The 23,771-nt window shown below is 45.9% G+C and carries 20 protein-coding genes, 1 pseudogene and 1 riboswitch; of the genes and pseudogenes, 7 read left to right on the top strand and 14 right to left on the bottom strand.

Features of this window, described 5'->3' with window-relative positions; all coding sequences use genetic code 11:
- Positions 1 to 79: 79 nt before the first annotated feature.
- The gene (locus tag RIG27_RS29920; RefSeq protein WP_446350749.1) at positions 80 to 868 is read left to right on the top strand and encodes an LmeA family phospholipid-binding protein; all 789 of its coding nucleotides are present in this window, start codon (positions 80 to 82) and stop codon (positions 866 to 868) included.
- A 166-nt stretch (positions 869 to 1,034) separates the two neighbouring features.
- On the top strand, positions 1,035 to 1,643 hold the full coding sequence (locus tag RIG27_RS29915; RefSeq protein ID WP_446350748.1) for a GerMN domain-containing protein: 609 nt from the start codon (positions 1,035 to 1,037) through the stop codon (positions 1,641 to 1,643).
- Between the two features lie 247 nt (positions 1,644 to 1,890).
- Here the strand turns inward: RIG27_RS29915 and RIG27_RS29910 are convergent, their stop codons facing one another.
- The 4 genes from RIG27_RS29910 to RIG27_RS29895 form a co-directional block, all read right to left on the bottom strand.
- Positions 1,891 to 2,232 carry an ArsR/SmtB family transcription factor gene (locus RIG27_RS29910; protein ID WP_446350747.1) on the bottom strand — a complete coding sequence of 114 codons (342 nt, stop codon included), beginning with the start codon at positions 2,230 to 2,232 and terminating at the stop codon, positions 1,891 to 1,893.
- 94 nt (positions 2,233 to 2,326) lie between these two features.
- Positions 2,327 to 2,860 (bottom strand): acetyl-CoA carboxylase biotin carboxyl carrier protein, encoded by a 534-nt coding sequence (gene accB / locus RIG27_RS29905; RefSeq protein ID WP_446350746.1) that lies wholly within the window; start codon positions 2,858 to 2,860, stop codon positions 2,327 to 2,329.
- 147 nt (positions 2,861 to 3,007) lie between these two features.
- The gene (gene efp, locus RIG27_RS29900; protein ID WP_446342885.1) at positions 3,008 to 3,565 is read right to left on the bottom strand and encodes an elongation factor P; all 558 of its coding nucleotides are present in this window, start codon (positions 3,563 to 3,565) and stop codon (positions 3,008 to 3,010) included.
- A gap of 81 nt (positions 3,566 to 3,646) precedes the next feature.
- Complete coding sequence (locus RIG27_RS29895; RefSeq protein ID WP_446350745.1) at positions 3,647 to 4,891, bottom strand: RNA-guided endonuclease InsQ/TnpB family protein; 1,245 nt, start codon at positions 4,889 to 4,891, stop codon at positions 3,647 to 3,649.
- Positions 4,892 to 5,655: 764 nt separating this feature from the next.
- Between RIG27_RS29895 and RIG27_RS29890 the strand changes: the two genes are divergently transcribed.
- The 5 genes from RIG27_RS29890 (at position 5,656) to RIG27_RS29870 (ending at position 11,760) form a co-directional block, all read left to right on the top strand.
- Positions 5,656 to 6,804, top strand: a complete 1,149-nt coding sequence (locus RIG27_RS29890; protein WP_446350744.1) for a peptidylprolyl isomerase — start codon at positions 5,656 to 5,658, stop codon at positions 6,802 to 6,804.
- Between the two features lie 258 nt (positions 6,805 to 7,062).
- Positions 7,063 to 7,356, top strand: coding sequence for a hypothetical protein (locus tag RIG27_RS29885; protein ID WP_446350743.1), 294 nt, complete (start codon positions 7,063 to 7,065; stop codon positions 7,354 to 7,356).
- 20 nt (positions 7,357 to 7,376) lie between these two features.
- Positions 7,377 to 8,447 carry a thiamine-phosphate kinase gene (gene thiL / locus RIG27_RS29880; RefSeq protein WP_446350742.1) on the top strand — a complete coding sequence of 357 codons (1,071 nt, stop codon included), beginning with the start codon at positions 7,377 to 7,379 and terminating at the stop codon, positions 8,445 to 8,447.
- Between the two features lie 395 nt (positions 8,448 to 8,842).
- Positions 8,843 to 10,456, top strand: a complete 1,614-nt coding sequence (gene cobA / locus RIG27_RS29875; RefSeq protein ID WP_446350741.1) for a uroporphyrinogen-III C-methyltransferase — start codon at positions 8,843 to 8,845, stop codon at positions 10,454 to 10,456.
- 194 nt (positions 10,457 to 10,650) lie between these two features.
- Entirely contained in the window at positions 10,651 to 11,760 is a 1,110-nt protein-coding gene (locus RIG27_RS29870) for a hypothetical protein (protein ID WP_446350740.1), read from the top strand.
- A 289-nt stretch (positions 11,761 to 12,049) separates the two neighbouring features.
- Here RIG27_RS29870 and RIG27_RS29865 read toward each other — a convergent pair whose 3' ends face one another.
- The 10 genes and pseudogenes from RIG27_RS29865 to RIG27_RS29820 all read right to left on the bottom strand — a co-directional run bounded on the left by RIG27_RS29865 (position 12,050) and on the right by RIG27_RS29820 (position 23,281).
- Complete coding sequence (locus tag RIG27_RS29865; RefSeq protein WP_446350739.1) at positions 12,050 to 12,622, bottom strand: Uma2 family endonuclease; 573 nt, start codon at positions 12,620 to 12,622, stop codon at positions 12,050 to 12,052.
- A gap of 48 nt (positions 12,623 to 12,670) precedes the next feature.
- Positions 12,671 to 13,243, bottom strand: a complete 573-nt coding sequence (locus RIG27_RS29860) for a Uma2 family endonuclease (RefSeq protein WP_446350738.1) — start codon at positions 13,241 to 13,243, stop codon at positions 12,671 to 12,673.
- Between the two features lie 372 nt (positions 13,244 to 13,615).
- Complete coding sequence (locus RIG27_RS29855; RefSeq protein WP_446350737.1) at positions 13,616 to 15,613, bottom strand: glycoside hydrolase family 10 protein; 1,998 nt, start codon at positions 15,611 to 15,613, stop codon at positions 13,616 to 13,618.
- Between the two features lie 176 nt (positions 15,614 to 15,789).
- A pseudogene (locus tag RIG27_RS29850) lies at positions 15,790 to 16,035 on the bottom strand (type II toxin-antitoxin system VapC family toxin); the annotation flags it as partial.
- A 481-nt stretch (positions 16,036 to 16,516) separates the two neighbouring features.
- Positions 16,517 to 16,750 carry a hypothetical protein gene (locus RIG27_RS29845; RefSeq protein ID WP_446350736.1) on the bottom strand — a complete coding sequence of 78 codons (234 nt, stop codon included), beginning with the start codon at positions 16,748 to 16,750 and terminating at the stop codon, positions 16,517 to 16,519.
- 87 nt (positions 16,751 to 16,837) lie between these two features.
- Positions 16,838 to 19,216 carry a heavy metal translocating P-type ATPase gene (locus tag RIG27_RS29840; protein WP_446350735.1) on the bottom strand — a complete coding sequence of 793 codons (2,379 nt, stop codon included), beginning with the start codon at positions 19,214 to 19,216 and terminating at the stop codon, positions 16,838 to 16,840.
- 1,272 nt (positions 19,217 to 20,488) lie between these two features.
- Positions 20,489 to 20,719 (bottom strand): hypothetical protein, encoded by a 231-nt coding sequence (locus tag RIG27_RS29835; protein ID WP_446350734.1) that lies wholly within the window; start codon positions 20,717 to 20,719, stop codon positions 20,489 to 20,491.
- A gap of 125 nt (positions 20,720 to 20,844) precedes the next feature.
- Positions 20,845 to 21,537, bottom strand: a complete 693-nt coding sequence (gene hypB / locus RIG27_RS29830; RefSeq protein ID WP_446350733.1) for a hydrogenase nickel incorporation protein HypB — start codon at positions 21,535 to 21,537, stop codon at positions 20,845 to 20,847.
- 131 nt (positions 21,538 to 21,668) lie between these two features.
- Positions 21,669 to 22,034, bottom strand: coding sequence for a hydrogenase maturation nickel metallochaperone HypA (hypA, locus tag RIG27_RS29825; RefSeq protein WP_446350732.1), 366 nt, complete (start codon positions 22,032 to 22,034; stop codon positions 21,669 to 21,671).
- A 53-nt stretch (positions 22,035 to 22,087) separates the two neighbouring features.
- On the bottom strand, positions 22,088 to 23,281 hold the full coding sequence (locus RIG27_RS29820) for an agmatinase family protein (RefSeq protein ID WP_446350731.1): 1,194 nt from the start codon (positions 23,279 to 23,281) through the stop codon (positions 22,088 to 22,090).
- 74 nt (positions 23,282 to 23,355) lie between these two features.
- A riboswitch (guanidine-I (ykkC/yxkD leader) is annotated at positions 23,356 to 23,499 on the bottom strand.
- Between the last annotated feature and the right edge of the window lie 272 nt (positions 23,500 to 23,771).

Raw genomic sequence — 23,771 nt, 5'->3', positions numbered from 1 at the left:
TCACTCTGTAATAAAACTGCAATAAAGTTTAAAGATTTAGGGATTAAATGTTAAGTAATGTAAACAAATCCACCGAAATATGGAAATTTTGAGCATCCTCCTATCGGCGTTACTCACCCTGGTTTCCCCTCCGGGCTTAATCATCGATCGCGTGGTGGAAAATATCCTAAGTTCTCAATTGGAGAGAGTTGAACAGCTTGATGTGCGGATTGACAATACGCCGAACTACCGAGCTTTGCAAGGAAAACTCGAACAAGTCCGCATCGCCGGTCGAGGGGTATGGTTGACGCCAGACATTCGGATTGAGGTTCTAGAAGTCGAAACTGATCCGATTAATCTGGATATCAAACGTCTGAGACAGGAGGGTCAAACGTCGCCCTTAGCCTCGTTACGTCAACCGTTACAAGCAGGGGTGCGTCTGGTTTTAACCGAATCGGATCTCAACCAGATGCTTCAGTCTCCTAGAGTTGCCGCCAAATTACAACAACTCGGTAGTCGTCTCTCTAGAGATACCGCACAGCGTTACCAGTTTCTCAATCCTCGATTAGAGTTACTGGGAAATAATCGCCTGCGTTTCCAAGTGGATGCGGTGGAAGGGAATCGTCAATCCTTAGCCATCGTTGTGGAATCTGGATTGGGGATTGAAGCCGGACATCGCTTGCAACTGATTGAACCAAAAGTAACCGTTGATGGTAAAGCGCTACCGTCTCGCTTGGTTGAAGGCTTAGCTAGGGGATTAAGCGATCGCGCCAATCTCCGTAGCTTGGAAGATGCTGGGATTACGGTCAAACTCTTACAATTAGAGATAGAGAATCAGGATCTACAGGTAGCCGCATTTGTTCGAGCTGATGTACCGCAAGCGGACTAAACCTGCACCTCATACGTTTCCCACACGTTCTGTAGGGGCGGGTTTTACCGCTAACGTTTTGGAGATAAGCCCTAACTGAACTAAACCCGCCCTTGTCAAGGAAACAGAGGGAACATTGTCAGTGAAACAATATCACATTTTTTCTTAATCCTACAAAACAATAACTATGCAAAATCCACAAAACACACGTCGCATTCCCACAAGTTTTATCGCTGGTGTTTCCGTCGCCATGTTAGCCGCCGCTGCTGGAGGCGCTTGGTGGGCGTGGAATACGATGACCGCCTCACCTCCCCAATCCGAAGTTCCGACCCTCTCCCAATCGCCCCAAGACACGCCGCCAGCGACTGAACAAAAGGTTCAAGTATATTGGGTTGATGCTGTCAATAATCAAATTGAACTGGTTGCCAGTTCCATTCCCGTCGAAAATGCTGATAATCCCTCTGAAGTTTTAGAGATGGCATTCCAGCAATTATTGTCTGGACCTGAGCAGCAAGCGGTAGCCTCGGCAATTCCCGAAGGAACTGAGCTACGGAATCTTTCGATCAAATCTGACGGAGTGCATCTAGATCTATCTGAAGACTTTACTACAGGGGGTGGCAGTACTTCGATGCAAAGCCGCCTCGGACAAATTATCTATACAGCCACCAGCTTAGATCCGGATGCTCAAGTCTGGATTGATGTGGAAGGAAAACCCCTCGAAGTCTTAGGAGGTGAAGGGTTGATCGTCGATCAACCGATGACTCGCCAAAACTTTGAAACAAACTTTCAACTTTAAAGTCAAACAAACATCATGAAAGTTGAGCATGAGGACAAGGAAACAGGGAACAGGGAACGGGGAACCGTAAGGTTTTGATGCTTGTTAACATTTCTGATTACAGCGAACTAACACTTAATTGGTGGTGTTATGAGAAAAATATACTCGCAACTAAAGTTGCTAGGCTAAACGCCTCGCTCGGTTTCATCCCTCGGATAAACACGCCCTCGAACGAAGTGAAGGGTCGCGAGGGAGCCTGCACCATCGCTTATCCTGTAAAATTCCGAAAATGGCGGGCTTGTTGTTCGATGCGGGTAGCTAGGCGATCGCACACTAAATTACATAGGTCAAAAATCAGCTCATCTTCTACCTTGTAGTAGGCAGATGTGCCTTCAGTGCGGCGGCTGAGTATTCCCGCCTGTAACATCACTTTCAGGTGCTTAGAGACATTTGCCTGACTTGTTTCTGTAGCTTCTACCAATTCTTGGACACATTTTTCACCTTCACGGAGTAAATTGAGCAGGCGTAGGCGCATGGGTTCGCTTAAGATACTAAAATACTCAGAAACTTGCTGGACGACCTCTTGGGGGACAGTTTTTAGTCTTGGCATCGGTCTAACCCGAAATTAGGTGATCATCAGATTTTAGCCTATTTTTGGTCAATTGATAACAATAGAGTAATCATCAATCATTCACACCGTTCATTTATCGGGGATTGATCCGCATCAACGGTTGACCATATTCAATCGGTTCGCCATTTTCGACCAAAATTTCCATCACTTGTCCGGATATTTCAGCTTCAAGTTCATTCATCAACTTCATCGCTTCAATGATACAGATAGTTTGACCGACGCGAACCTGATCGCCAACTTCGACATAAGGGGTGTCATCTGGCGATGGTGCCCGATAAAATGTGCCGACCATTGGCGATTTCACCTCTTCCCATTTTGACTCCACTCCTGGAGACGGTGCAATTGAAGGTGTTGCCGCTTGAGCAGACGGTGCTGTTTCTGGTGTGGGAGTGGGGGGCATCGGAGCAGCCACTCCAGCCACAGCCGTTTCCACGCGGGAAGCAACGGCGGCATCTGTTCGACTCACTGTTGAGTCGCTAGGAGGACTGGCGGATAATCCTTTACGTACCGTCAGTTCAAAGTCATCACTTTTCAATATCACTTCCGCAATATCAGTTTGAGCGATCGCGGTTAGCAGTTCACGGATTTGGTTGAAGTCTAGTGGCACAACTAAATTAGAGAGATAGGAATTCCGGAAAAATTCAAGGGAGCGAGTTCTACATGATACCTCAGGTAGGATTGATCACGATTTGAGCTGGGCAAAAGCGGTGTTTGGATATTCACCTTAGCTGTTGATTGATTGGTTCAGATCCATTTACTCACGACCCAGATAGGAATCGTTACGAGTATCGATTTTAATCCGCTCGCCGACGGAAATAAACAGGGGTACCATCACTTGCGCTCCTGTAGACACAGTAGCGGGTTTAGTGCCACCTGTGGCGGTATCACCTTTGACACCCGGATCAGTCTCCACAATTTCCAGCACCACGGAGTTGGGTAACTCCACTTCCAGGACTTGGTCATTCCACGTCACCACATTGACTTCCATCCCTTCAGAGATATACTTGACGCGATCGCCAATTTGCTCTTGATTGAGACGACTTTCCTCAAAGGTTTCCATATCCATGAAGACAAATTGGTCAGCCTCTTTATAGGTATGTTGCATGGTGCGTTTTTCTAGGATGGCTTGGGGTACTGTTTCCCCAGCCCGAAAGGTTTTGTCCATGACATTCCCCGTCTGAACATTTTTCAGCTTGGTGCGGACAAATGCCGAACCTTTTCCAGGCTTGACGTGGAGAAACTCCACCACCCGCCACACCGATCCTTCTAATTCAATCGTGACACCCGTGCGAAAGTCGTTACTTGAAATCATTAGTCCTTGTTCCTCAAGGGTTGGGGAATAGTGTACGCAAGATATTGTAGCTGGCATTGAGGTCAGCATTAAACTTGACACTCACCCGGCTGAAAGGGCGGGTGATTCTTCCGTCACAGGGAGCCGGAGTTTTACATCTTCCGGGATGTTGGCTTTACCCTCAGAAAGCTTATCTACCGTGTGTCCCACGGCTTGTAGTCCTCTTATTTCTATAATGCGAGCGGCTGCGACATCGCGATCACAAACATACCCACAAAACTGACATTTATGAACTCGTTTGGAGAGTTTCTTTTTGCCTGTTTCTTTTAGGCACTTAGGGCAGGTTTGACTCGTTCGGCTGGCGGGTACTTTCTGGAAGTACACTCCCCGCTTAAAACAGCACGCTTGAAGGATTTCTAAAAACTGACCCCAACCTGCATCTAAACAGCTTTTAGCTAGCATTCCTTTGGCTAGCCCTTTGAGATTGAGCTGTTCGGCGAATATCATGTCCGCCCAATCACAGAGGTTATGGGCTAACTCCCAGTGGTAGTTCTTGCGAGTGTTGGCTATCCGCTCATGTAGTCGGCTCACTTTGGCTTGTGCTTTGGCTCGATTATTTGATCCTAACCGTTTGTTGGCTACTTGCTTTTGCAGCGATTTCAGCTTGCTTTCTAGTCGATTGAACGGTCGTGGATTTGGGAACAATCGCCCATTAGACACAGCCGCAAAGTGGATTAAGCCTACATCTATCCCTATTGATGTACCTGATGGACTGATTTGAGGTAAATCGACTTTCCATTGCAGGGTGAGTTGTACATACCATCCCGATGAACGCTTAACAATACGCGCCTGTTTAATGGTCGCATCATCGGGTAGGGGGCGAGATTGGTTGAATTTAACCTGTCCGATTTTTGGTAGTTTAACTCGATTCCCTTGAATGGGTTCTTTCCCTAGTGTGGGGAATACATAAGAACGCATCCGACCCAGCTTTTTATACCGTGGAAATCCTTTCCCATTCTTCCACATCCCCTCAAATGCCAGTTGCAAACGCTTGAGAGTTTGTTGCAGCACTTGTGAGTGTACCAGCTTAAGTTCAGGTATATTCTTTTTGGCTTGGGTGAGACTTTCACATTGACTGGAATAGGTGGGTGCTGGTGCATCCCCTAGTATGATGTACTCACTTTTAATCGAGCAAGCGTTCACCTGACATTTACGACTGTTGACCCAATCTTTCCGCTCACAGAGGGCATAGTTGTAGACCCTCCGACACTGTTCTAACCATTCCTCAAAAATGGCTATCTGGGCTTGACTTGGTTTTAACTTGAACTCGTAAATTAGGTTAAACACTTGCAAGGGTCTCCGGCAATGCTGTTGGTATTGTATATCAGTTTCAAGTGGGTGTCATCTTAAAAAACCTGCTGGAGACCCTCGCTTTTAGCGACGGGAGGAAAGCCGGGCAGGATGTACTACTTTCCTTGGACAAAATTGGTGGGGGAGTATGGTTGCTCCCCCCTTGGGGTATGGTTGCCCCAACTCCCTTTCGGGGTAAAGTGGGTCCTCGCCAATGTTAACGGTCGGTACTTTCCAAGCAGCACGCTTCTTAACCCTTGTTTACCTGTTTAACCACTCGGTTCTAGAGCTTGGAACTGGCACGCATCCCAAGGTAGGATTTTTAACACTTGCCGTTAACGTAGTGCACGTAGCACTTAGGCTGGTCAACTTGGGCTATAAGGAGCCCTCGCTTTTAGCGAGGGCTCGTTGACCCTGATACAATAGACTCGCCACTCAAGTGGCTCGACTAAACGTCTTGCTCGGTTTCATCCCTCGGCTGAAGCGCGAGGGCTTTCACCTTCGCTATTCTGTAACGCCCACATCAAACTTGTCAAACCCCTAATTCGCGACGGCTGACAGCTTCGGCATAACTTTGGGCATAACAATCGGCACTTTATTCTACCCTTGTTGAGGAAGATCCCCATAGTTGATTCGGCAAGGGAGGTATTCGCGCTCGGACGTTTTGGCACGGACACCCCGTATGGCAATATGAAGAATATCTGTTTCAATGCTGTAAGTTAGCCTCAACCTAATGGTATTCAGCCTTAGGCGATATGTTTATGCGACCTTTAAAAATTCTCAAGCTCGATTGGTGCCAACGTCTGCTCAAAACCAGTTTTGTGGCGCTGCTACTGGTGACACTCTCCGTAAGTTTAAGCGGTGCCTGGTGGAATTTTGGTAATGATCAACAACAACCTGCCCGAGAAAGTCGCTTGGCGCAAGGGAATGCGATTACTGATGGCAAAGCCCTACTGCGATATGCTCTGCCTATTGAGAACCAAGCGGTGCGGAACGTGCAAGCAAGTCTTGAAGATATTGCCACTCAGTTACGGGGAAAGCGCTGGAGTCCGATTAACCGGGATATCACCAAAGCGGATGTAATTTTGAGCAATCGCCCGGAAAAAGTTCTGGCTGACATCCCAGAGGAGCAAAAACCGCAAGCTGAAGCGATCATTACCAGCATGAGAGATGATATCGTTTCACTCCGAGAAGCAGTTGAAACCAAGGATAAAGAAGCCGTCTGGATTGAGCGAGGCAAAATCCTTGACAAAGTGGGCGAACTGGAACAAATGATGGTCAAGGGAGTTCCTTTTGAAGTCCCCTCAGAGTATAGTAACTTACCTCAACTCAAAGGTCGCGCCACGATAGAGATAGCCACGAATAAAGGGGATATGACCCTAGTTGTCGATGGCTATAGCGCCCCGGTTACGGCGGGTAACTTTGTTGATTTGGTGCAACGGGGTTTTTATGATGATCTGGCAATTACCCGTACTGAAGACTTCTACGTGCAAACTGGTGATCCACCTGGACCGGAGGAAGGATTTATCGATCCCAAAACAGGTGAATATCGGGCTATTCCCTTTGAAGTGTTAGTCAGGGGAGATGAGGAACCCATCTATGGTATGACCTTAGAACAGGCGGGGATTTATTTAGATGAACCCATGCTTCCTTTCTCCGCTTACGGTGCTGTCGCCATGGCGCGTCCCGCAGATGATCCCAATGGTGGTTCTTCTCAATTCTTTTTCTTTAAGTTTGATAGTGAGTTAACCCCTCCTGGTTTTAATCTTATGGATGGGCGTTATGCTGTCTTTGGTTATGTTGTTGAGGGGAAAGACGTATTGGATAAGCTAGAACTCGGCGATATCATTGAGTCAGCTACAGTTGTTCAGGGCGCTGAGAATTTGGTTGAACCCGACGTTGCCGCTTAAGTACGATGGTACGCTCAATAAGCCGTTTGGAATCGCCAAAATCTTTGATATACCGTAGGGTGGGCATTGCCCACCAGAAGACGAGGAGCGTGCCAATGAATAAGTTTTAAACCGGGTTTATCGGGGTGGGTTTGACCACTATCGTTTTTGGGTTACCCAGATGGTACTAAACCTGCCCCGACTTGATCCTTCGCTTTGCTAGTCGGACATGGTTTTGAGTCGGTTTGTTTCCTGTTCCCTATTCCCTGTTCCCTGAATATGCAAATTATTGACTTGCTATTGGTCATCACTTTAGGTGTTTTAGGCATCTTGTTCTTGCAAAAAGCCACCCGAAGTCAAAAAAAGCAGTTAGAGGAAACGTTTTATCAGTTATTAGAAACGGAAAATAGCTGTATTTCTCTGATTCAGTTAGCTGCAGCCGCTAGGGTTGAACCTGAAATCGCACAGCAGTATTTGGAACACCAAGTTCAGGTGTTTAATGCTATCCCAGAAGTTGATGCGGATGGAGATACCTACTATCGCTTTCCGAAACTGCATCGGCGTAACGAATAATGAAACCCATAAATTGACAAATGAGCAATGATGTAATTAGAGATATTGGAGAACAGGGTGTTTTAAAACGATTACAGCGCTTTTGTCCCTCAGATATTGTAGGTGATGATGCGGCGATTATGCCAAATCCAGAACCGGGGCAATTATTAGTGGTGACAACTGATGTCTTAGTAGATGGAATTCATTTTAGCGATCGCACGACGTCGGCTGAAGATGTGGGTTGGCGTGCTGTGGCGGCAAATTTATCGGATTTAGCCGCAATGGGTTCATCGCCTCTAGGGATTACGGTTGGTTTGAGTCTTCCGGGTGATGTGGCGGTGAGTTGGGTTGAACGACTCTATCAAGGTATGTCTGAGTGTTTACAACCGTATCATACGCCCATCGTCGGGGGTGATGTTTGTCAATCCCCGGTGATTACGGTATCGATTACTGCATTTGGTCAAGTCTTACAAGAGCGCGTCATGCGTCGTTCTAATGCTAAAGTTGGCGATGCGATCGTGGTGACTGGAGTCCATGGTGGATCACGAGTTGGGTTGGAATTATTGCTGAATCCGGAATTCGGCAAAGACTTGAGTGAAAAAGAGCGATCGCGTCTGATTCAAGCCCACCAACGCCCTCAGCCAAGACTGGATATTTTACCTCAACTCTGGGAAATTCTCGCCTCCCAATTCCCCATCCCCGATCAAAACCCGGTTTCTGATCTGCCTAGGGTTGGCTCAACACTCAATACTTCCCCAATCCCGCTAACAGCAATGGATAGCAGCGATGGACTAGCGGATGCGATCGCTCAAATCTGTCGAGCGAGTGGGGTGGGGGCTGTGGTGGAATGGGATGCGATTCCTATCCCCTCCGTATTGCCTCGGCTGACGTCCCCAGAACAAGTTTGGGATTGGGTTTTGTATGGGGGTGAAGACTTTGAACTGGTGTTATGTTTATCTGAACCATTGGCTCAGGTATTTGTCGAAAAATTGGCAGCCGGATCAGCCATTATTGGTTCCATTACATCCGGTAGGTCGGTTTGTCTCCGGGATAGTACGGGAAAGTATGCGGGTGAATTATTAACCCTAAGTCGAGGATTTCAGCATTTTTGAAAAAAATCTAGACAATTCAATTAGTTTTTGATACTATTATTTTATAGTGGAAAAATGTGCGCTCATATATATAAGCTATTCCTGATCATCTGTAAACGTTCTCTGTTTCCCATTCCTCCTCGCTACCCATTCCCAATTTATAGCAACCGCCATGGTTGTTAGGACACATCATTTATGTTCCAGACGCGCCATGGCGCGTCTCTACAATGGTGCCGAACGTCCCAATCGATGTGTCTATTGCTATAAATGCAAATCCGGGTTAGCTACCCCCGTTATAAAAAAGTCCGCGCAGGCGGACTTTGTTTGTGTAGCAGCGATTTCAATCGCCTCCTCTTGCTGTCTCTTGCTGTTGGCTTAAGAGGGATGTATTCACCAAAACGGTTTAAAATTGGAGAATGGTTGACCCCAATCCTGCTAAAAATCTGCGTTCTCGACGCCCTTTGGGTAAAGTTTATCTCGTCGGTGCTGGACCCGGAAGTATGTCATACCTCACCCTACGCGGGCAACAACTTCTTCGTCAAGCGGAGGTATTAGTCTATGACGCTTTAGTAGACGCCCAACTTTTACAATTAGTCCCCGCAAATTGTCGTCAGTTTGATGTGGGAAAGCGGGGGGGGCGCCCCTCAACTCCGCAAGCGGAGATTAATCAATTGTTGGTTGAACAATGCCAACAAGGAAAGCAAGTCGTCCGTTTAAAAAGTGGTGATCCCTTTATCTTTGGTCGGGCTACATCTGAAATTCAAGCGTTAACCGATGCCGATTGTACCTTTGAAGTCGTACCGGGGATTTCCTCTGCCCTAGCTGCACCGTTACTGGCAAATATTCCCCTGACTGATGCGGTTTTGAGTCGCTGTTTTACTGTCCTGACGGCGCATCAACCCGAAGCCTTAGACTGGGAAGCATTGGCGCGAATCGATACTCTGGCTATTTTAATGGGTGGGCGTCATTTAGCCACAATCGTTCAGCAGCTACAGCGTTATGGCAAATCCTATCAAACCCCTGTGGCAGTGATTCGGGCTTGTGGACAGACTCAACAACAGGTTTGGGTGGGAACATTATCTAGTATTGTTAAGCAAACAGCGGGTGTCTCCCTGTCTCCGGTGGTGATTGTCGTGGGAGAAGTGGTAGGATTACGAGATTATCTGCGATCGCAATCCCAAATCCCTGTCGAGTTTACCCCAAAACAAGAGACAATAGGTTATGACATCAATAAACGTAGTTTCCCGCAGATGCTTCAGGGTCAAACAATCTTAGTCACTCGTTCGGCTCAACAGTCGAGTACATTTCGAGACTTGTTAGAACAGGAAGGCGCAACGGTGATTGAAATGCCCGCCTTGGTGATTACACCGCCGTCGAGTTGGGACGCCTTAGATCAAGCCATTACTAATTTATCCGATTTTGATTGGTTAATTCTCACCTCAAGTAACGGCGTCAAGTACTTTTTTGAACGATTGCTGACACTAGGAAAAGATAGCCGTGCGTTATCCGGAGTCAAAATTGCTGTTGTGGGCAAGAAAACGGCGGCTAGTTTAAAGGAACGGGGATTACATCCAGATTTTATTCCCCCAGATTTTATCGCCGATTCTCTAGTTGAACATTTTCCTGAACCTCTGGCGGAACAAACTCTCCTCTTCCCCCGTGTAGAAACTGGGGGACGAGAGGTTTTAGTCAAAGACTTAACTGCCCAAGGTGCTACTATTGTGGAAGTGGCAGCCTATCAGTCAACCTGTCCAGGGGAAATAGCACCCCTAGCTTCGGCAGCGTTGCAAAATCATACCGTCAATATTATTACCTTTGCCAGTTCTAAAACCGTCAAAAATTTTAGGAAGCTTTTGGAAAAAAACAGTAACCATCCACTCTCGCTTTTGGAAAATGTCTGTATTGCCTCCATTGGTCCACAAACCTCTAAAACCTGTCAACAACTCTTGGGGCGAGTGGATTTAGAGGCTCAACACTATACCTTAGAAGGGTTAACCCAAGCCATTGTACAATGGGTCAATCAAACATAAATCGCATTCTGCAAACCGCAGCCGCACTAATTGCTATAATTCTCCAGAGATTCAACGCCTCCAGCAAACCGCTTACAGGCGTCTAGACACGACGGGATAGGAATTTCAGTCGGTTGTAATTGAACCAACTGACCGCAATTGGCGACGGAATATAGCTTCTAATGCTACCCTGAACGAAAAAGTCAGCAGCAGCCATGATGACAGAGCCAGAACTCGAACAGACGACAGCAACACCTGAAACACCTGAAACACCTAAACAGCCTGAAACACCTGAAACACCTGAAACACCTGAAACATCTGACACTCCTGAGGAGGAAACCAAGGAATCAGAAAATGAGGGAATTATCTTCCAAGCGATTGGAATCGTCGTCGGTGACGTTAGCTGGTCAGACGAGGGGCGGGCTATGCTTACTATGGCGGGTCGAGACTATCCCTTGTTTTATACCTCTCGATTACGCAAGGCTTTCAACGCTCTGAAACTGGAAATCAAAAACACTGGCGAAGCGACTCAACGATTAATCGTTTACCCCAGAGTAATCCACTTTCCTCAACGCACTAAGTCGCATCAGATTTCCTTTCAGTTGGTAGGATTCTCGAAAGGAGAACCCGATGGCGTTGCGGCACAATTGGACGATTTTGAGTTTCAGCTGCGTGGCTTGTGGCAATTTATACCTGTTTGTCGAGGACCGGTTATCTCGATTTTCCGTAATTTCAATCGCGATCGCTTAGATTATATCAAGCAAGCCGAACCAGCGCAAAAGGTGAGGTTTATGAAGGCGTCTCACCTCCCGTTGATGTGGAAAGATTCTCCGGTTAAGCCATTCCGATTCAATCCCAAAACCCCCAAAGAGGAGCAAGGACATCCGGTATTTATTCAAGTCAAGGCTAAGTTTTTGCCCACTCGGAATCTTTTTGAGTTTGATGCTCTGTTAGCACCACCCTTGGATAAAGCACCTAAGTTTTTGAAGGCGTCGAAAGCGGACAAGACAGCCGTACAGCAGGAGAAACGGCAGAATAAGTCACTGCAGAAGCCGAGTACGGTAAGGCAGAAGCCAGAAGGTAAAGAACAGCAGTCAGAAGGCAAAGAGCAGAAGCCGAGTATAAAACGGCAGAAGCCAGACGTCAAAAAGCCGAAGGTAGAAACGAAAGAGCAACCGCTTAGTACAGCAGAACAGAACCCAGAAGCCCAAGAACAGGAACCTACTACAGAGGAGCAGAATCCAGAAGCCAAAAAGCCGAAGCCAAGTAAAGTTAGGAAGAGAGTAAAAGCCAAGGAGCAGAAGCCAGAGGACAAAACCGAATAAGGTTTGCTGAATAAGTGTTGTGGTGAGGGGGAGCTCTTGAAGCAATGTAGAGACGTAGCATGCTACGTCTCTTAGCTGGGGGAGCAATGGTACATTTTCGGTGATTCTATCGCCATAGTTGTTATAGATAGTCTCACATTTCCTTGAAGATGAACAACTTTCTCTACGGCTCAAAGCATTGATGGCTATTGATAGAACTGTTCGTCAGTTAAGGGAATGGTGTCTAAATTTAAGGTTACAGTGTTAATAGCTATGCCCAAACTTAAATCATATTTCAAATTCCATATCTTTATAAATAGGCAGATAAAGTTAAGCTAAATCCTGGTAATAGGGTTTCTCCCGATAATTCTGTCGGCAGATTTCGTATTTCTACTGGCTGTCCCCAACGATAAATTTCCACTTGCTGCTGTTGGGGGTTAATTAACCATGCCAATTGCACCCCAGCATCCATGTACTCTTGCATTTTGTCACGCAAAAGTTGCAAATCATCTGTAGCTGACCTTAATTCGATAACAAAATCGGGTGTAATTGGAGGAAATTTACGCCGTTGTTCAGGCGTTAGCGCTTCCCAGCGTTCTCGGCGAATCCAAGCCGCATCTGGGGAACGTTTCGCGCCATTGGGCAACTTAAATATTGTGGAGGAACTGAAGGTATAACCTAGGGCAGATTGCCGGTTCCAGAGTCCCAAATCGACAATTAATTCAGCTTCTCGATTTCCACTCTCTCCGCCAACGGGTGGCATAATAATTAATTCTCCATTCGCCGTCGTTTCAAAGTTAAACTCGCGGTTATTTTGACATAATTGATAAAACTGTTCGTCGGTTAAAAGAATTGTATCTAAATTTAAGGTTACAGTATTCATGGTCTTTGCACTCGCTTAAATTAAATTTAAACTTCCCTATCATTGAATCTACAAATAGGCAGATAAAGTTAAGCTAAATCCCGGCAATAGGGTTTCACCCGATAATTCTGTCGGCAGATTTCGTATTTCTACTGGCTGTCCCCAGCGATAAATTTCCACTTGCTGCTGTTGGGGGTTAATTAACCATGCCAATTGCACCCCAGCATCCATGTACTCTTGCATTTTGTCACGTAGCCGTTGCAAATCGTCGGTGGCTGACCTTAATTCGATGACAAAATCGGGTGCAATCGGGGGAAATTTGCGCCGTTGTTCAGGGGGGAGCGCTTCCCAGCGTTCTCGGCGAATCCAAGCCGCATCTGGGGAACGTTTCGCGCCATTGGGTAACTTAAATATTGTGGAGGAACTGAAGGTATAACCTAGGGCAGTTTGTCGGTTCCAGATGACCAAATCGGCAATCAGTTCAGATTCTCGATTCCCACTTTCTCCGCCAACGGGTGGCATAATAATTAATTCTCCATTCGCCGTCGTTTCAAAGTTAAACTCGCGGTTATTTTGACATAATTGATAAAACTGTTCGTCGGTTAAGTGAATTGTATCTAAATTTAAGGTTACAGTGTTCATTATCTTTGCCCAAGATGATTAGTCTAGTAATAGCAGCTAGGAAATTTATACAAGGTTATAGCAGTTTCGGCTTTCTTCCCGCCAGGGATTCTAATTCCTGGCATAACGCTTACAGCAGTACGCTGTAATAAAGTACAGTAGATAAAAGTCCCCCTTTTTAAGGGGGATTTAGGGGGATCGACAATGTACCGCATAGCAGAGCAAACTGCTGTAAGTCGGCACGCTCCTCGTATTTTGGTGGGCAGTGCCCACCCTACGGTATATCAAGAATAAACTAATGTGCATTTAAATTGGGTATTCTCTGTTTCCTTTCCCTGTTCCCTGTTCCCTGTTCCCTTTGTCTACACCCATGATTTCCACATCTAAAAGGCATTATTGAATAGATGCTACAACGCCTAAACTTTCATTCGCCAGTCTGTCTACAGCACACACCGCATAGGTTCCCGGTGCTAATTCTGCCTCGGTTGTCTCCTCGGGCAAAATTTTGTGCAGTTTCCAGTTCTCGCCTTGCTGCTGATACACTGTCCAGGAGCGAATCTTGGCATTAACTGCAGCATTCCAAATCAGCTTATTTCCAATCACTCTCACCCGAACGGGAATCGCTGGCGATGTATCACTCAGCCACGACATGGTTGGAGATAAGGCGGGTTGATTATAAACAGAGGATTGGAACTTTTCAACGAGTCCCAAACGATTTTCATTAAAGACTTTCATGTTATAAAAGATATTGCCTAGGGAGAGTTGGGGAGCCAGGTTGCGGGTAATATCAACCTGCCGTTCATATTCCAAAAATGACCAGTCTTGAGCATCCAACATACTTAACCGATTGCCGGGATAAATATGTCGCTGTTTTGGATTATTTTCAGTCCACCATTGCAGGAGAACGGGGTAACTTTGTTCTGGGGGGTCAATACGCCAGTATAATTGTGGGGCGATATAATCAATCCATCCTGCTTCTAACCATTTTTTCGGGTCAGCATACAAGGATTCATATTGATCTAACCCTTTAATTTGAGGCGGTTGTCCGGGACGATAAATGCCAAAGGGACTAATGCCAAATTTAACCTGTTTCTTAGTAGCGCGAATCCCGCTATAAAGGCGCTGCACCATTTGATTTACATTATCCCGCCGCCAATCGCCTCGGCTAAGAGTGCCGCCTGCGGCTTGATAAGCGTTATATGTTTTTTCATCGGGGAACTCTTCACCCGCGATGGGATAGGGATAAAAATAATCATCCAGATGAATGCCATCAACGTCGTAGCGCCGCACCACATCCATGATTACGTTATAGGTTAAATCTTGAACCACTTTCACCCCAGGGTCCATCCACTGCTGATTGCCATATTTATACACGTATTCCGGATGAGTGACGGTAATGTGAGGGGCGACACTGGCGGAACTTTGGGAAGAGGTTTTGGCGCGATAGGGGTTAAACCAGGCGTGGAGTTCAATATTGCGCTGATGACAAGCCGCGATCGCAAACTCTAAGGGGTCATAATAAGGATCGGGAGCTTGACCTTGTATGCCAGTTAACCATTCACTCCAGGGTTCTAACTCAGAGGCATAAAAGGCATCACCTGTCGGTCGAATTTGTAAGATTAACGCATTTAACTGAAGTTCCGCCATGCGGTCAATAATTTGTAACAATTCCCGTTGCTGTTGGGCAACCGATAAGCCTCGTTGGGGGGGCCAATCGATGTTCCAAACTGTCGCCACCCACACCCCGCGAAACTCCCGTTGATGGCTCAGTTTCAGAGTTTTCTGACGCACGATAATATAGTCTGAGCCAATGGCGTCAAGTTCACCCGTATAGACTAATGCCTGGTAAATAAACGCGGCAACATCCGCACGAGTGGCGGCTTTGAGGGGATTGAAGCGTTTAACCTCTGGGTAATTCACCACCATTCCGGTATTGGTTGCGATCGCAATCCGATCAATAGCATAGCTGGGAATGTCACCAAAATCTTGATAGAGTTCCGGTAGGGCGGCTTTCACCTCCGTTAATCCAGCAGTGGTTATCTCCAATCCCGTTATCAGAGACACCAACACTTCCACTCTGGCAATACTCGCCTCTGGGCGAAACCGATTTCCCGGATACCCCGACATAAACCCGGTTTGATACGCCTTAGCAATCGCCCCAGTTGCCCAATGTTTGACAGGAACATCCACAAACGGAACATTCGGGCGTTTACTGGGTTTAGAAAAAGCATTTTGTAACAACGCCGCAAACTGCGCCCGACTCATGGGATCATTAGGACGAAAACGCCCATCGGGAAAGCCACTAATCATACCCGCCTGGGCTAACCCTTCAATAAATGAACGCGCCCAGTGGTTTTGGATATCGGGGAAACGGGGAGTTGATGCTGCCATAAAGATTCGTCACCTAGCTAAGTAGTTGGACTTTCATTAAAGTTAACGGTAGGGATCATCATTGTCATTCGTCATACTCGCGCAAGCGAGAAGCAAGCTACGTCATTTGTCATTTGTAAGGATTTAAGGCGGGTTTACCAAACTTAATTTAGTTGAGTTTATTTCCACTAACCTAGTTAAATAACACTGATTGAGTAGGCACGAATATTTTGATCGACGGTGGCAATGGTTAAACGATGGTGCAAAGCCTGACAGATAAGCATTCTATCAAAGGGATCACGGTGTAATAAAGGCAGCTTGATAAGTTGAGCAACACTATCCTCATCGAGACTAAGGCTAGCAATTTGATGGCGAACCCGCTGTTGTGGTAAATAGATTTCGGGGGACTGCGGCAGAGTTAGCTTGCCTAGCTGATATAGGACTTACACAAAGCCCCTATGTGTAGGGTGTGTTAGCGTAGCGTAACGCACTTTTCCCACTTAAGCATTTGGGGAGCATCAAAACCCTTGATATATCGTAGGGTGGGTTGAGCGAAGTCGAAACCCACCAGCCTTAAGCCAATAAAAAGGAGAACAAAAGCGAACTTCCATAAAAACTCAAGCAAATTTCATTAAATCCATACTTGTGTCATCTTGTCAAGACATAATATTTCATCAGTTGACCGTTAATTAAGTTGCCATTTATTATTTGCCCGTAATGGATCACTGACTTTAGTTTAGGTCAAGGAGACAAACTGGGTTTAACCAACGGTGTCACCTTTAACGATTTGTTCTTCCAAGGGAACGAGATTCGGTACAACGGTCAAACCTTAGCCATGTTGAGTGGAATTAATACGTCAACGCTGACTGAAGACGCTTTTGTATCCATTTAGTCACCATTGTAGAGACGCGCCATGGCGCGTCTCTACATATTGGATTGATGTTTGCTCAATAAAAACCACCAAAGTTCTGCACCAATTAATACAACTCCCCCTAAAGTAACACTCACTTTCAGGAGTAACGGTTGCTCAATTTTGCTAAATTGACTCGTTTTCTGGGACGGATGTTCTGATAGTTTAGCCGTAGCCGGATTAACAGCAACTCCGAATACAAGTCCTAAACTAATCAGATAGGCTAAGATTTTAGGTTTAGTTGCCATTGGTTTGATTCCTCCTCAAGGGTAGTAAAGGGCGACCCGATAAAATTGAATAGATTTGAGTTGTTCATTGATTTCAGCGGGTCGCCCCTACAGAATTTTGGGCTTAAAATTCCGTAATCGTAATGCATTTGTGACCACAGAAATTGAACTCAGTGCCATGGCTCCCCCGGCGATAATTGGATTCAACAATACACCCAAAAACGGATAAAGAATTCCCGCCGCAATCGGAATTCCTGCGGTGTTATAAATAAAGGCAAAAAACAGATTTTGGCGAATATTTTGCATCGTGGCTTGGCTGAGTTGAATTGCCGTAACCACCCCGTTTAAATCCCCGGAAATTAGGGTAATATCACTGGCTGCCATAGCCACATCCGTACCCGTACCAATAGCTATTCCCACATCCGCTTGGGCTAAGGCTGGGGCGTCATTAATGCCATCGCCTACCATAGCAACAATACGATTTGAATGTTGATTGTTGATAGTGTAGGGGCGGGTTTTACCGATAAGGTTTAGGAAAAAACCACTAATTTTACTAAACCCGCCCTGGCTATTTGTTGATTGTGGAGTCTTCTTAATCGCTTGACTTTGTAGGGAACGGATGACATCCGATTTCTGATCGGGGCGCACTTCGGCAAAGACGTGCTGGATACCAATTTCTCGTGCGATCGCGTCTGCTGTTTGTTGATTATCCCCTGTTAACATCACTACTTGCAACCCCAGGCGTTGCAGTTTCTTTACCGCCTCGACGGAGGAGGGTTTTAAGGCGTCAGCAATACCGACTAATCCCTCCATCTTACCATCCACAGCAATCCAAGCCGTTGTTTTTGTCGCCGCTTCCCAGGTTTGTTTCTGGGATTGTAGGGATTGGGTATCAATTTCTAATGCATCCATCCAGCGTTGAGTGCCAATTTGAATCCGGTGATTCTCCACTTCACCTTGTACGCCCATTCCGGCTACGGCTTCAAAGTTTTGTACGTCGGGTAAGGGGAATTCTACGCCTTGAGATTTGGCATAGTTAACAATGGCTTCGGCTAAGGGATGTTCTGAAAGCCGTTCTACAGCGGCGGCTAATCGCAGGAGTTTAATTTCATAACTATCTGCGGTTCCTTTGACGGTTACATAGTCAGTTACACTGGGTTTTCCTTCGGTAATCGTACCCGTTTTATCCAGAACAATTGCCTGGAGTTTATGGGCAATTTCTAAACTATCTCCCCCTTTAATTAAAATGCCATTTTCTGCGCCTAAACCCGTACCAACCATAATCGATGTCGGAGTAGCTAATCCTAAGGCACAGGGACAAGCAATAATTAAAACGCCAACCGTGGTAATCGTGGCAAGGGTAATATTACCCATCACATTAAACCAGATCAAAAAGGTCGCGATCGCAACCGCAATCACAACGGGTACAAACCAGCCCGTGACTTGATCCGCGAGTTTCTGAATTGGGGCTTTTGACCCTTGCGCTTCTTGCACTAATTTGACAATTTGCGCCAATACGGTATCTTTCCCCACTCGTGATGCGCGGAATTTAAAACTCCCGGTTTTATTAATCGTAGCGCCAATCACTTCATCCCCCGCTTGTTTTTTCACCGGGATAGGTTCACCCGTTACCATGGATTCATCAATCGTGGATGCACCATCAACCACTTCTCCATCCACAGGAATCTTTTCCCCAGGGCGCACAACAATAATATCATCGACGATTACCTGTTCAATGGGAATATCAACCTCTTCACCTTTCCGAATTACCCGCGCGGTTTTTGCTTGTAATCCCATTAACTTACGAATCGCTTCTGAGGTTTGACCTTTTGCCCGATTTTCTAAGAGTCGCCCTAATAAAATGAGGGTAATAATCATGGCGGCGGGTTCGTAGTAGACATCCGGTGACAAGCCTTGGGCGATTAAAAAGCCAGGGAAAAATGTAACAAACAGAGAATAGAAATAAGCGGAACCTGTCCCCAGCGCTACCAGTGTATTCATATCCGCGCCATGGCGTTTAAAGGCTTTCCACGCGCCGACAAAGAAGGATTGACCGCACCAAAAGAGTACAGGTGTACTTAAAGCCAGTTGCACCCAAGCATTATGTAGCCAGGAGGGAAAATAGGGAATGTGTAATCCTGTCATGGCGGGAAGTGAACCGACAACGAGGAGGAGACTGATAACGCCGCCGACGATAACTTTACGTTTGAGATCCCGTTGATGGGCTTCTCGTGCGGATTTTTCGGCGTCGGTGTCTTCACCCATTCGGGTGGTATCTAAGGGTTGCGCCCCATATCCAGCATCGGCGACGGCTTTTTGGATGCTGTCTAAATTTGTCGCTTTGGGATTATAGGTTACAGAACCTTGTTCCATGGCAAAGTTAACATTACAGTCAACAACGCCAGAAACACCTTGTATGGCTTGTTCAATGGTGGCGGCGCAAGAGGCGCAACTCATTCCTTGTAGTCGTAGATGGCTGGTTTCCATGGTTGACTCCTGGTAGTAGCAGTTTGTAGAGACGCGCCATGGGGCGTCTGGGGCTCTGGGTTCTCATAGCTGAAAACTAGGATGGGTGAGGGTTGTGGCTGAAGTGGATACAGGGGAGCAATGGCACGTCTGAATGGTGTATGTTTATAGGATAAAGTCTCCAGTCGAAGGGAGAGTCAAGGGAGATTGTGTAGGGGCGGGTTTTACAACTATCTTTTCGGTTGCACCTAGATGTGACTAAACCCGCCCCATACATAAATGACAGGGGTTTCCATTCGCCCCCTTACCAACCCCAATTTTCGATGAAATCCGAGAGGGGGTAGGTGTTTTTTTTCGCGAGTCTGAGTTTTGGGCTGTATTTCTTGTCTCATCTGGGTTTGAGGGATTTTGCCTCAGCGTGAGGTTCTCGGAAACGCTGAAAGCATTACTGGGACTGGGTTTGAATGGGTTGGTTTTTGGATACCTCTTGTCGGCTGAAGCTGGAAATGATATATTAAGTGGAGGTTCTCGGATTTGTACCTTGAAAACTAAATACAGTAAGCGTTTCAGAGGTCGGCAGTCTAAATTCCCCTGAATCCCTATCAGGGATTGAAACGATGATTTTGGCGTTTGCCGTGTTCCTCCCAATTTGGTCTAAATTCCCCTGAATCCCTATCAGGGATTGAAACAACATTTAAGCATCTTCCGTTAATAATAAATAGGTCTAAATTCCCCTGAATCCCTATCAGGGATTGAAACCTGACCAATCTGACGTTTGATAAGACTTATCGTGTCTAAATTCCCCTGAATCCCTATCCGGGATTGAAACTTTCAAAGTTTTATTTAATAATTCAAGATCTACTGTCTAAATTCCCCTGAATCCCTATCAGGGATTGAAACCTCACTCACAAAGGATTCGGCTTCGATGTCCTCCGGTCTAAATTGCCCTGAATCCCTATCAGGGATTGAAACATGTGGATGAAGAAATTAAAGAATGTGAAGCAAGTCTAAATTCCCCTGAATCCCTATCAGGAATTGAAAGGGCACGGCAATGCCGTGCCCCTACAATTATTTTATTGAAATGTTGGAATTTCCGTGAATTCCTATGAGGGATTAAAATTAGCGCCGGGAATGCGATCGCGTCTGAAACCAGATAATAATTCCCATAATCAGCAGCATAAGAGAAATAGTACACTCATTAAGAACCTCAAACAAACCCTGGCGAATGGAATTTGTGAAACCCGCGCAGGCGGGTTTAGTTTGTGTAGCTGCGGTTTGAACCGCCCTACTTCTCTAATTTCTAACTTTGCCCATATTTCGTTCCATTGTGCCAATATCTTCTTTGGCTTTCCCTTGAATTTGGTCGCTGGTTCCCGAACCGAATACTTTGTCAACGGGGTTACTATCAGCAACGATAAACGGTGTCGTTTTCACAGTTACCGCCTGGGCTGTAGGCATGGGATTAAATAATGTGCCTGTCCAAGTCAATGCCACTAATGCTATCGACAAAAGAACTGACAGCATCTTTTTAGCGCAGTATCGTTGAGAATTGCCCGAAATTGAAATTTTATTGATTATCCTGAACATACTTAATTGAGAATTTAGAACTTGAACTCCATAACTATAACCCATTCAACCCTGTTCAGGATTCATCCCTTAGATAGACATTTTGATGAGTTGACCTGATTTCGCAACCAAGTCAACCAGGTTTCTAATCCTTCACCTGTTTTAGCCGAGAGCCGAATAATCCTAACCTGGGGATTGATTTGACGCACGTTAGATTCCAGACGGTTGAGATCAATATCCAGGTAAGGGGCTAAGTCGATTTTGCTAATTAATAAGCAGTCTGCTGCTTGAAACATAATTGGATATTTCAAGGGTTTATCCTCTCCCTCAGTAACACTTAGAAGTGCCACTTTCCCATGTTCTCCCACTTCAAATTCAGCCGGACAAACCAGATTACCGACATTCTCGACAAAAACCAGATCAAATTCCGCTGGATTGTATTCCGCTGCTAACGTGTGAAGTCCTCCTGATACCATTTTTGAGTCAAGATGACAGGAACGTCCAGTATTAATCGCAATCACAGGAACGCCGTATTGACGCAGCCGTTCGGCGTCTAATTCAGTTGTCATATCCCCTTCAATGACTGCCATTTTTAAGTCATGATTCAGGGCGGCTAGGGTACGCTCCAACAGTACTGTTTTCCCCGCACCGGGGCTACTCATGATATTCAGGCAGGTAATTCCCCACTGATCAAAATGGGCGCGATTGTGATTGGCTCCCGCTTGGTTAGCGTGGAGTAAGTTAATTTCTAAAGCAGCTTCAACGGTTTGGTGCATTGTTAGTTAGGCTGAATAAGTAATAACAAATGACAAATGACAAATGACAAATGACAAATGACAAATGACAAATGACAAATGACGAATGACAAATGACATTTCTGCCGTCAACTTTAAGTTTGCCCACCTGCTTACATTTCAACACAAGATTGAGCATATTCAATGCGATCGATTTTTAGTTCTCGTCCCGAACGAATATCCTCCATCGGAGATTGACAACTAGGACAAGAATAGTGCAATCCGATTTTGGGTTTGTATTCCTCTTGACAAGCGTGACAGAATGCGACCAAAGGCGTCTCGTGAATGGCTAATTTTACCCCCTCTAAAAAACCAGTTTGAGTCTGTGCCGCAAACGCAAATTGCAAACTAGCAGGTTCCACACAAGTGAATTGCCCCACTGTCAGGTTAATGGTATCAATTTGCGGACGAGAGGGTTGTTCCTCCCACCATTGGCGGACTGTCAAAATTAATGCTTTGGTCATATCGGTTTCATGCACGCTTTATCCCTCCCCCAACTTTCTCAATTTCTGCCATTTTCTACTCAAAGAAATTAAACCCATTCCACCATTTCAGCTTGACAATTCATTTGAATGTAATCAGGCTTTTCCTGGCGAGGAAGCTGACCCGATACGACTAAATGACCCATCGTATCACAAATCACCCGGGTTGCCATGAGCGAGGTCATATCACTAATATCATAGGGTGGTGAAACTTCGACCACTTCTAACCCACAAACCGGAACATTTTGGACAATTTTCTTCAGCAGATAGAGAGCTTCACGGGGCAGCAACCCACCCGGTTCGGGCCACCCGGTTCCGGGAACAAATCCAGCATCAATACAATCAATATCAAAACTAATCCAGACACAATCTGTCCCATCAGTGGCTCGCTTTATCGCAAAATCGGCTGCCGCATCTAATCCCATTTCTGTAATATCAGTAACGGTGAGAATATTCGTAGCTCGTTCTCGACAAACTTTAACCCCTTGACGCGGAACTTGCCAGCCACCAATTCCCAGTTGAACTAGGTTTTTAGCCGGAGCATTTTTGATATTAGTGGCGTGAAACCAGGGACAGGTATGCATCCGTTCATCGAGATCGGTTTCTTGGGTATCGACATGGCGATCAAAGTGAATAATGCCCACTTTTTTATCCCCCAGATGCCGACAAATTCCCCGCACCGTGGCAAATCCAATGGAATGATCGCCGCCTAAAATAATTGGGAATGAACCGGAACTAAAAACGTGAGCAATTCCCTTGGAGATTTGGTCAAAAGATTTTTCATTATTCGCTGGGATTGTAAAAATATCGCCCACATCACAGAGGGTAATTTGTTCGCGTAGATCAACACCTAATTCAAAATTATAAGGCGTATACAAGGCGCTAATCCGACGAATCCCTTGGGGACCAAACCGCGTACCTGGGCGATAGGTTGTACCGGAATCATGGGGAACTCCGATAATCGCTACGTCATAATTACCAACTTGACGCACGTCTTCTAAATAGGGCGCTTTCATAAAGGTATTAATCCCAGCATAGTGGGGCAATTCACCTCGCGAAAACGTAGGAATTGTGCGATCGCGGATACTTTCAGCGGCTTCTAAACCGTAGTCTAACCCTTGGTTTACTTCTTGTTGCCAGCCGGTTAAAGGGAGCTGTTGTTCTCGTTCTAAAGCACGTTGAGCTTCGCTGGGGTATCCATCGGGGTTGTGATTCTGGCGTTGAAATGGAAATGACTCACTCATAAATTTCTCCAGATTAATGTCACCAAAAAACAGAAAAAATACCCAGGAGACTGACGACTTTTACCTTCGCCAACATCTCCCGGGCTTTTCTCCCGCCGTGGGGCTACCGATTTTATGCTCCATGAGGATGGAGGAAAATCTTTTTGGGGTAACCTGCTTCTCTCGGACCAGTCATTTCAGCGGTTGAATCTGAAATCGGAACCCTAGAAGCTAATTCTATTTCGCTTTATTTATAATTACTATTATTTGATTGGATGAAAATGTATAAAAAGTTACAAAAAAATATTTAAATTTTCTGATGAATCGCCAGTTTATTATTGACAATTTGCTTGTTGTAAGCTAATATTAATTCTCTGGCGATAAGCAAGAAGTGGGCTCTTGCGTATTCCCCACTATAAAACGCCGGAAGCGTCGTTCTGAAACGGAACCCCAAAGGAAGCCTACAACCGTACCCGTAGGGTCGGTGTAGGAGGACGTGACCTTATCATGT

Source organism: Coleofasciculus sp. F4-SAH-05, assembly GCF_040222985.1.
In the GTDB taxonomy this organism is placed as follows: domain Bacteria; phylum Cyanobacteriota; class Cyanobacteriia; order Cyanobacteriales; family Coleofasciculaceae; genus Coleofasciculus; species Coleofasciculus chthonoplastes.
Note: the sequence above shows the minus strand (reverse complement) of the source record. Positions and strands in the feature narration are given on the sequence as shown.

Excerpts from the sequence above, each read along its gene's own strand:
- RIG27_RS29885 (WP_446350743.1), top strand. The coding sequence starts at position 7,063 with ATGCAAATTATTGACTTGCTATTGGTCATCACTTTAGGTGTTTTAGGC.
- RIG27_RS29890 (WP_446350744.1), top strand. The coding sequence starts at position 5,656 with ATGCGACCTTTAAAAATTCTCAAGCTCGATTGGTGCCAACGTCTGCTC.
- RIG27_RS29840 (WP_446350735.1), bottom strand. The coding sequence starts at position 19,216 with ATGGAAACCAGCCATCTACGACTACAAGGAATGAGTTGCGCCTCTTGC.
- cobA (WP_446350741.1), top strand. The coding sequence starts at position 8,843 with ATGGTTGACCCCAATCCTGCTAAAAATCTGCGTTCTCGACGCCCTTTG.
- RIG27_RS29915 (WP_446350748.1), top strand. The coding sequence starts at position 1,035 with ATGCAAAATCCACAAAACACACGTCGCATTCCCACAAGTTTTATCGCT.
- thiL (WP_446350742.1), top strand. The coding sequence starts at position 7,377 with ATGAGCAATGATGTAATTAGAGATATTGGAGAACAGGGTGTTTTAAAA.
- RIG27_RS29845 (WP_446350736.1), bottom strand. The coding sequence starts at position 16,750 with ATGGCAACTAAACCTAAAATCTTAGCCTATCTGATTAGTTTAGGACTT.
- RIG27_RS29855 (WP_446350737.1), bottom strand. The coding sequence starts at position 15,613 with ATGGCAGCATCAACTCCCCGTTTCCCCGATATCCAAAACCACTGGGCG.
- RIG27_RS29920 (WP_446350749.1), top strand. The coding sequence starts at position 80 with ATGGAAATTTTGAGCATCCTCCTATCGGCGTTACTCACCCTGGTTTCC.
- hypB (WP_446350733.1), bottom strand. The coding sequence starts at position 21,537 with ATGCACCAAACCGTTGAAGCTGCTTTAGAAATTAACTTACTCCACGCT.
- RIG27_RS29820 (WP_446350731.1), bottom strand. The coding sequence starts at position 23,281 with ATGAGTGAGTCATTTCCATTTCAACGCCAGAATCACAACCCCGATGGA.
- efp (WP_446342885.1), bottom strand. The coding sequence starts at position 3,565 with ATGATTTCAAGTAACGACTTTCGCACGGGTGTCACGATTGAATTAGAA.
- RIG27_RS29865 (WP_446350739.1), bottom strand. The coding sequence starts at position 12,622 with ATGAATACTGTAACCTTAAATTTAGATACAATTCTTTTAACCGACGAA.
- RIG27_RS29870 (WP_446350740.1), top strand. The coding sequence starts at position 10,651 with ATGATGACAGAGCCAGAACTCGAACAGACGACAGCAACACCTGAAACA.
- RIG27_RS29860 (WP_446350738.1), bottom strand. The coding sequence starts at position 13,243 with ATGAACACTGTAACCTTAAATTTAGATACAATTCACTTAACCGACGAA.
- RIG27_RS29910 (WP_446350747.1), bottom strand. The coding sequence starts at position 2,232 with ATGCCAAGACTAAAAACTGTCCCCCAAGAGGTCGTCCAGCAAGTTTCT.
- RIG27_RS29835 (WP_446350734.1), bottom strand. The coding sequence starts at position 20,719 with ATGCTGTCAGTTCTTTTGTCGATAGCATTAGTGGCATTGACTTGGACA.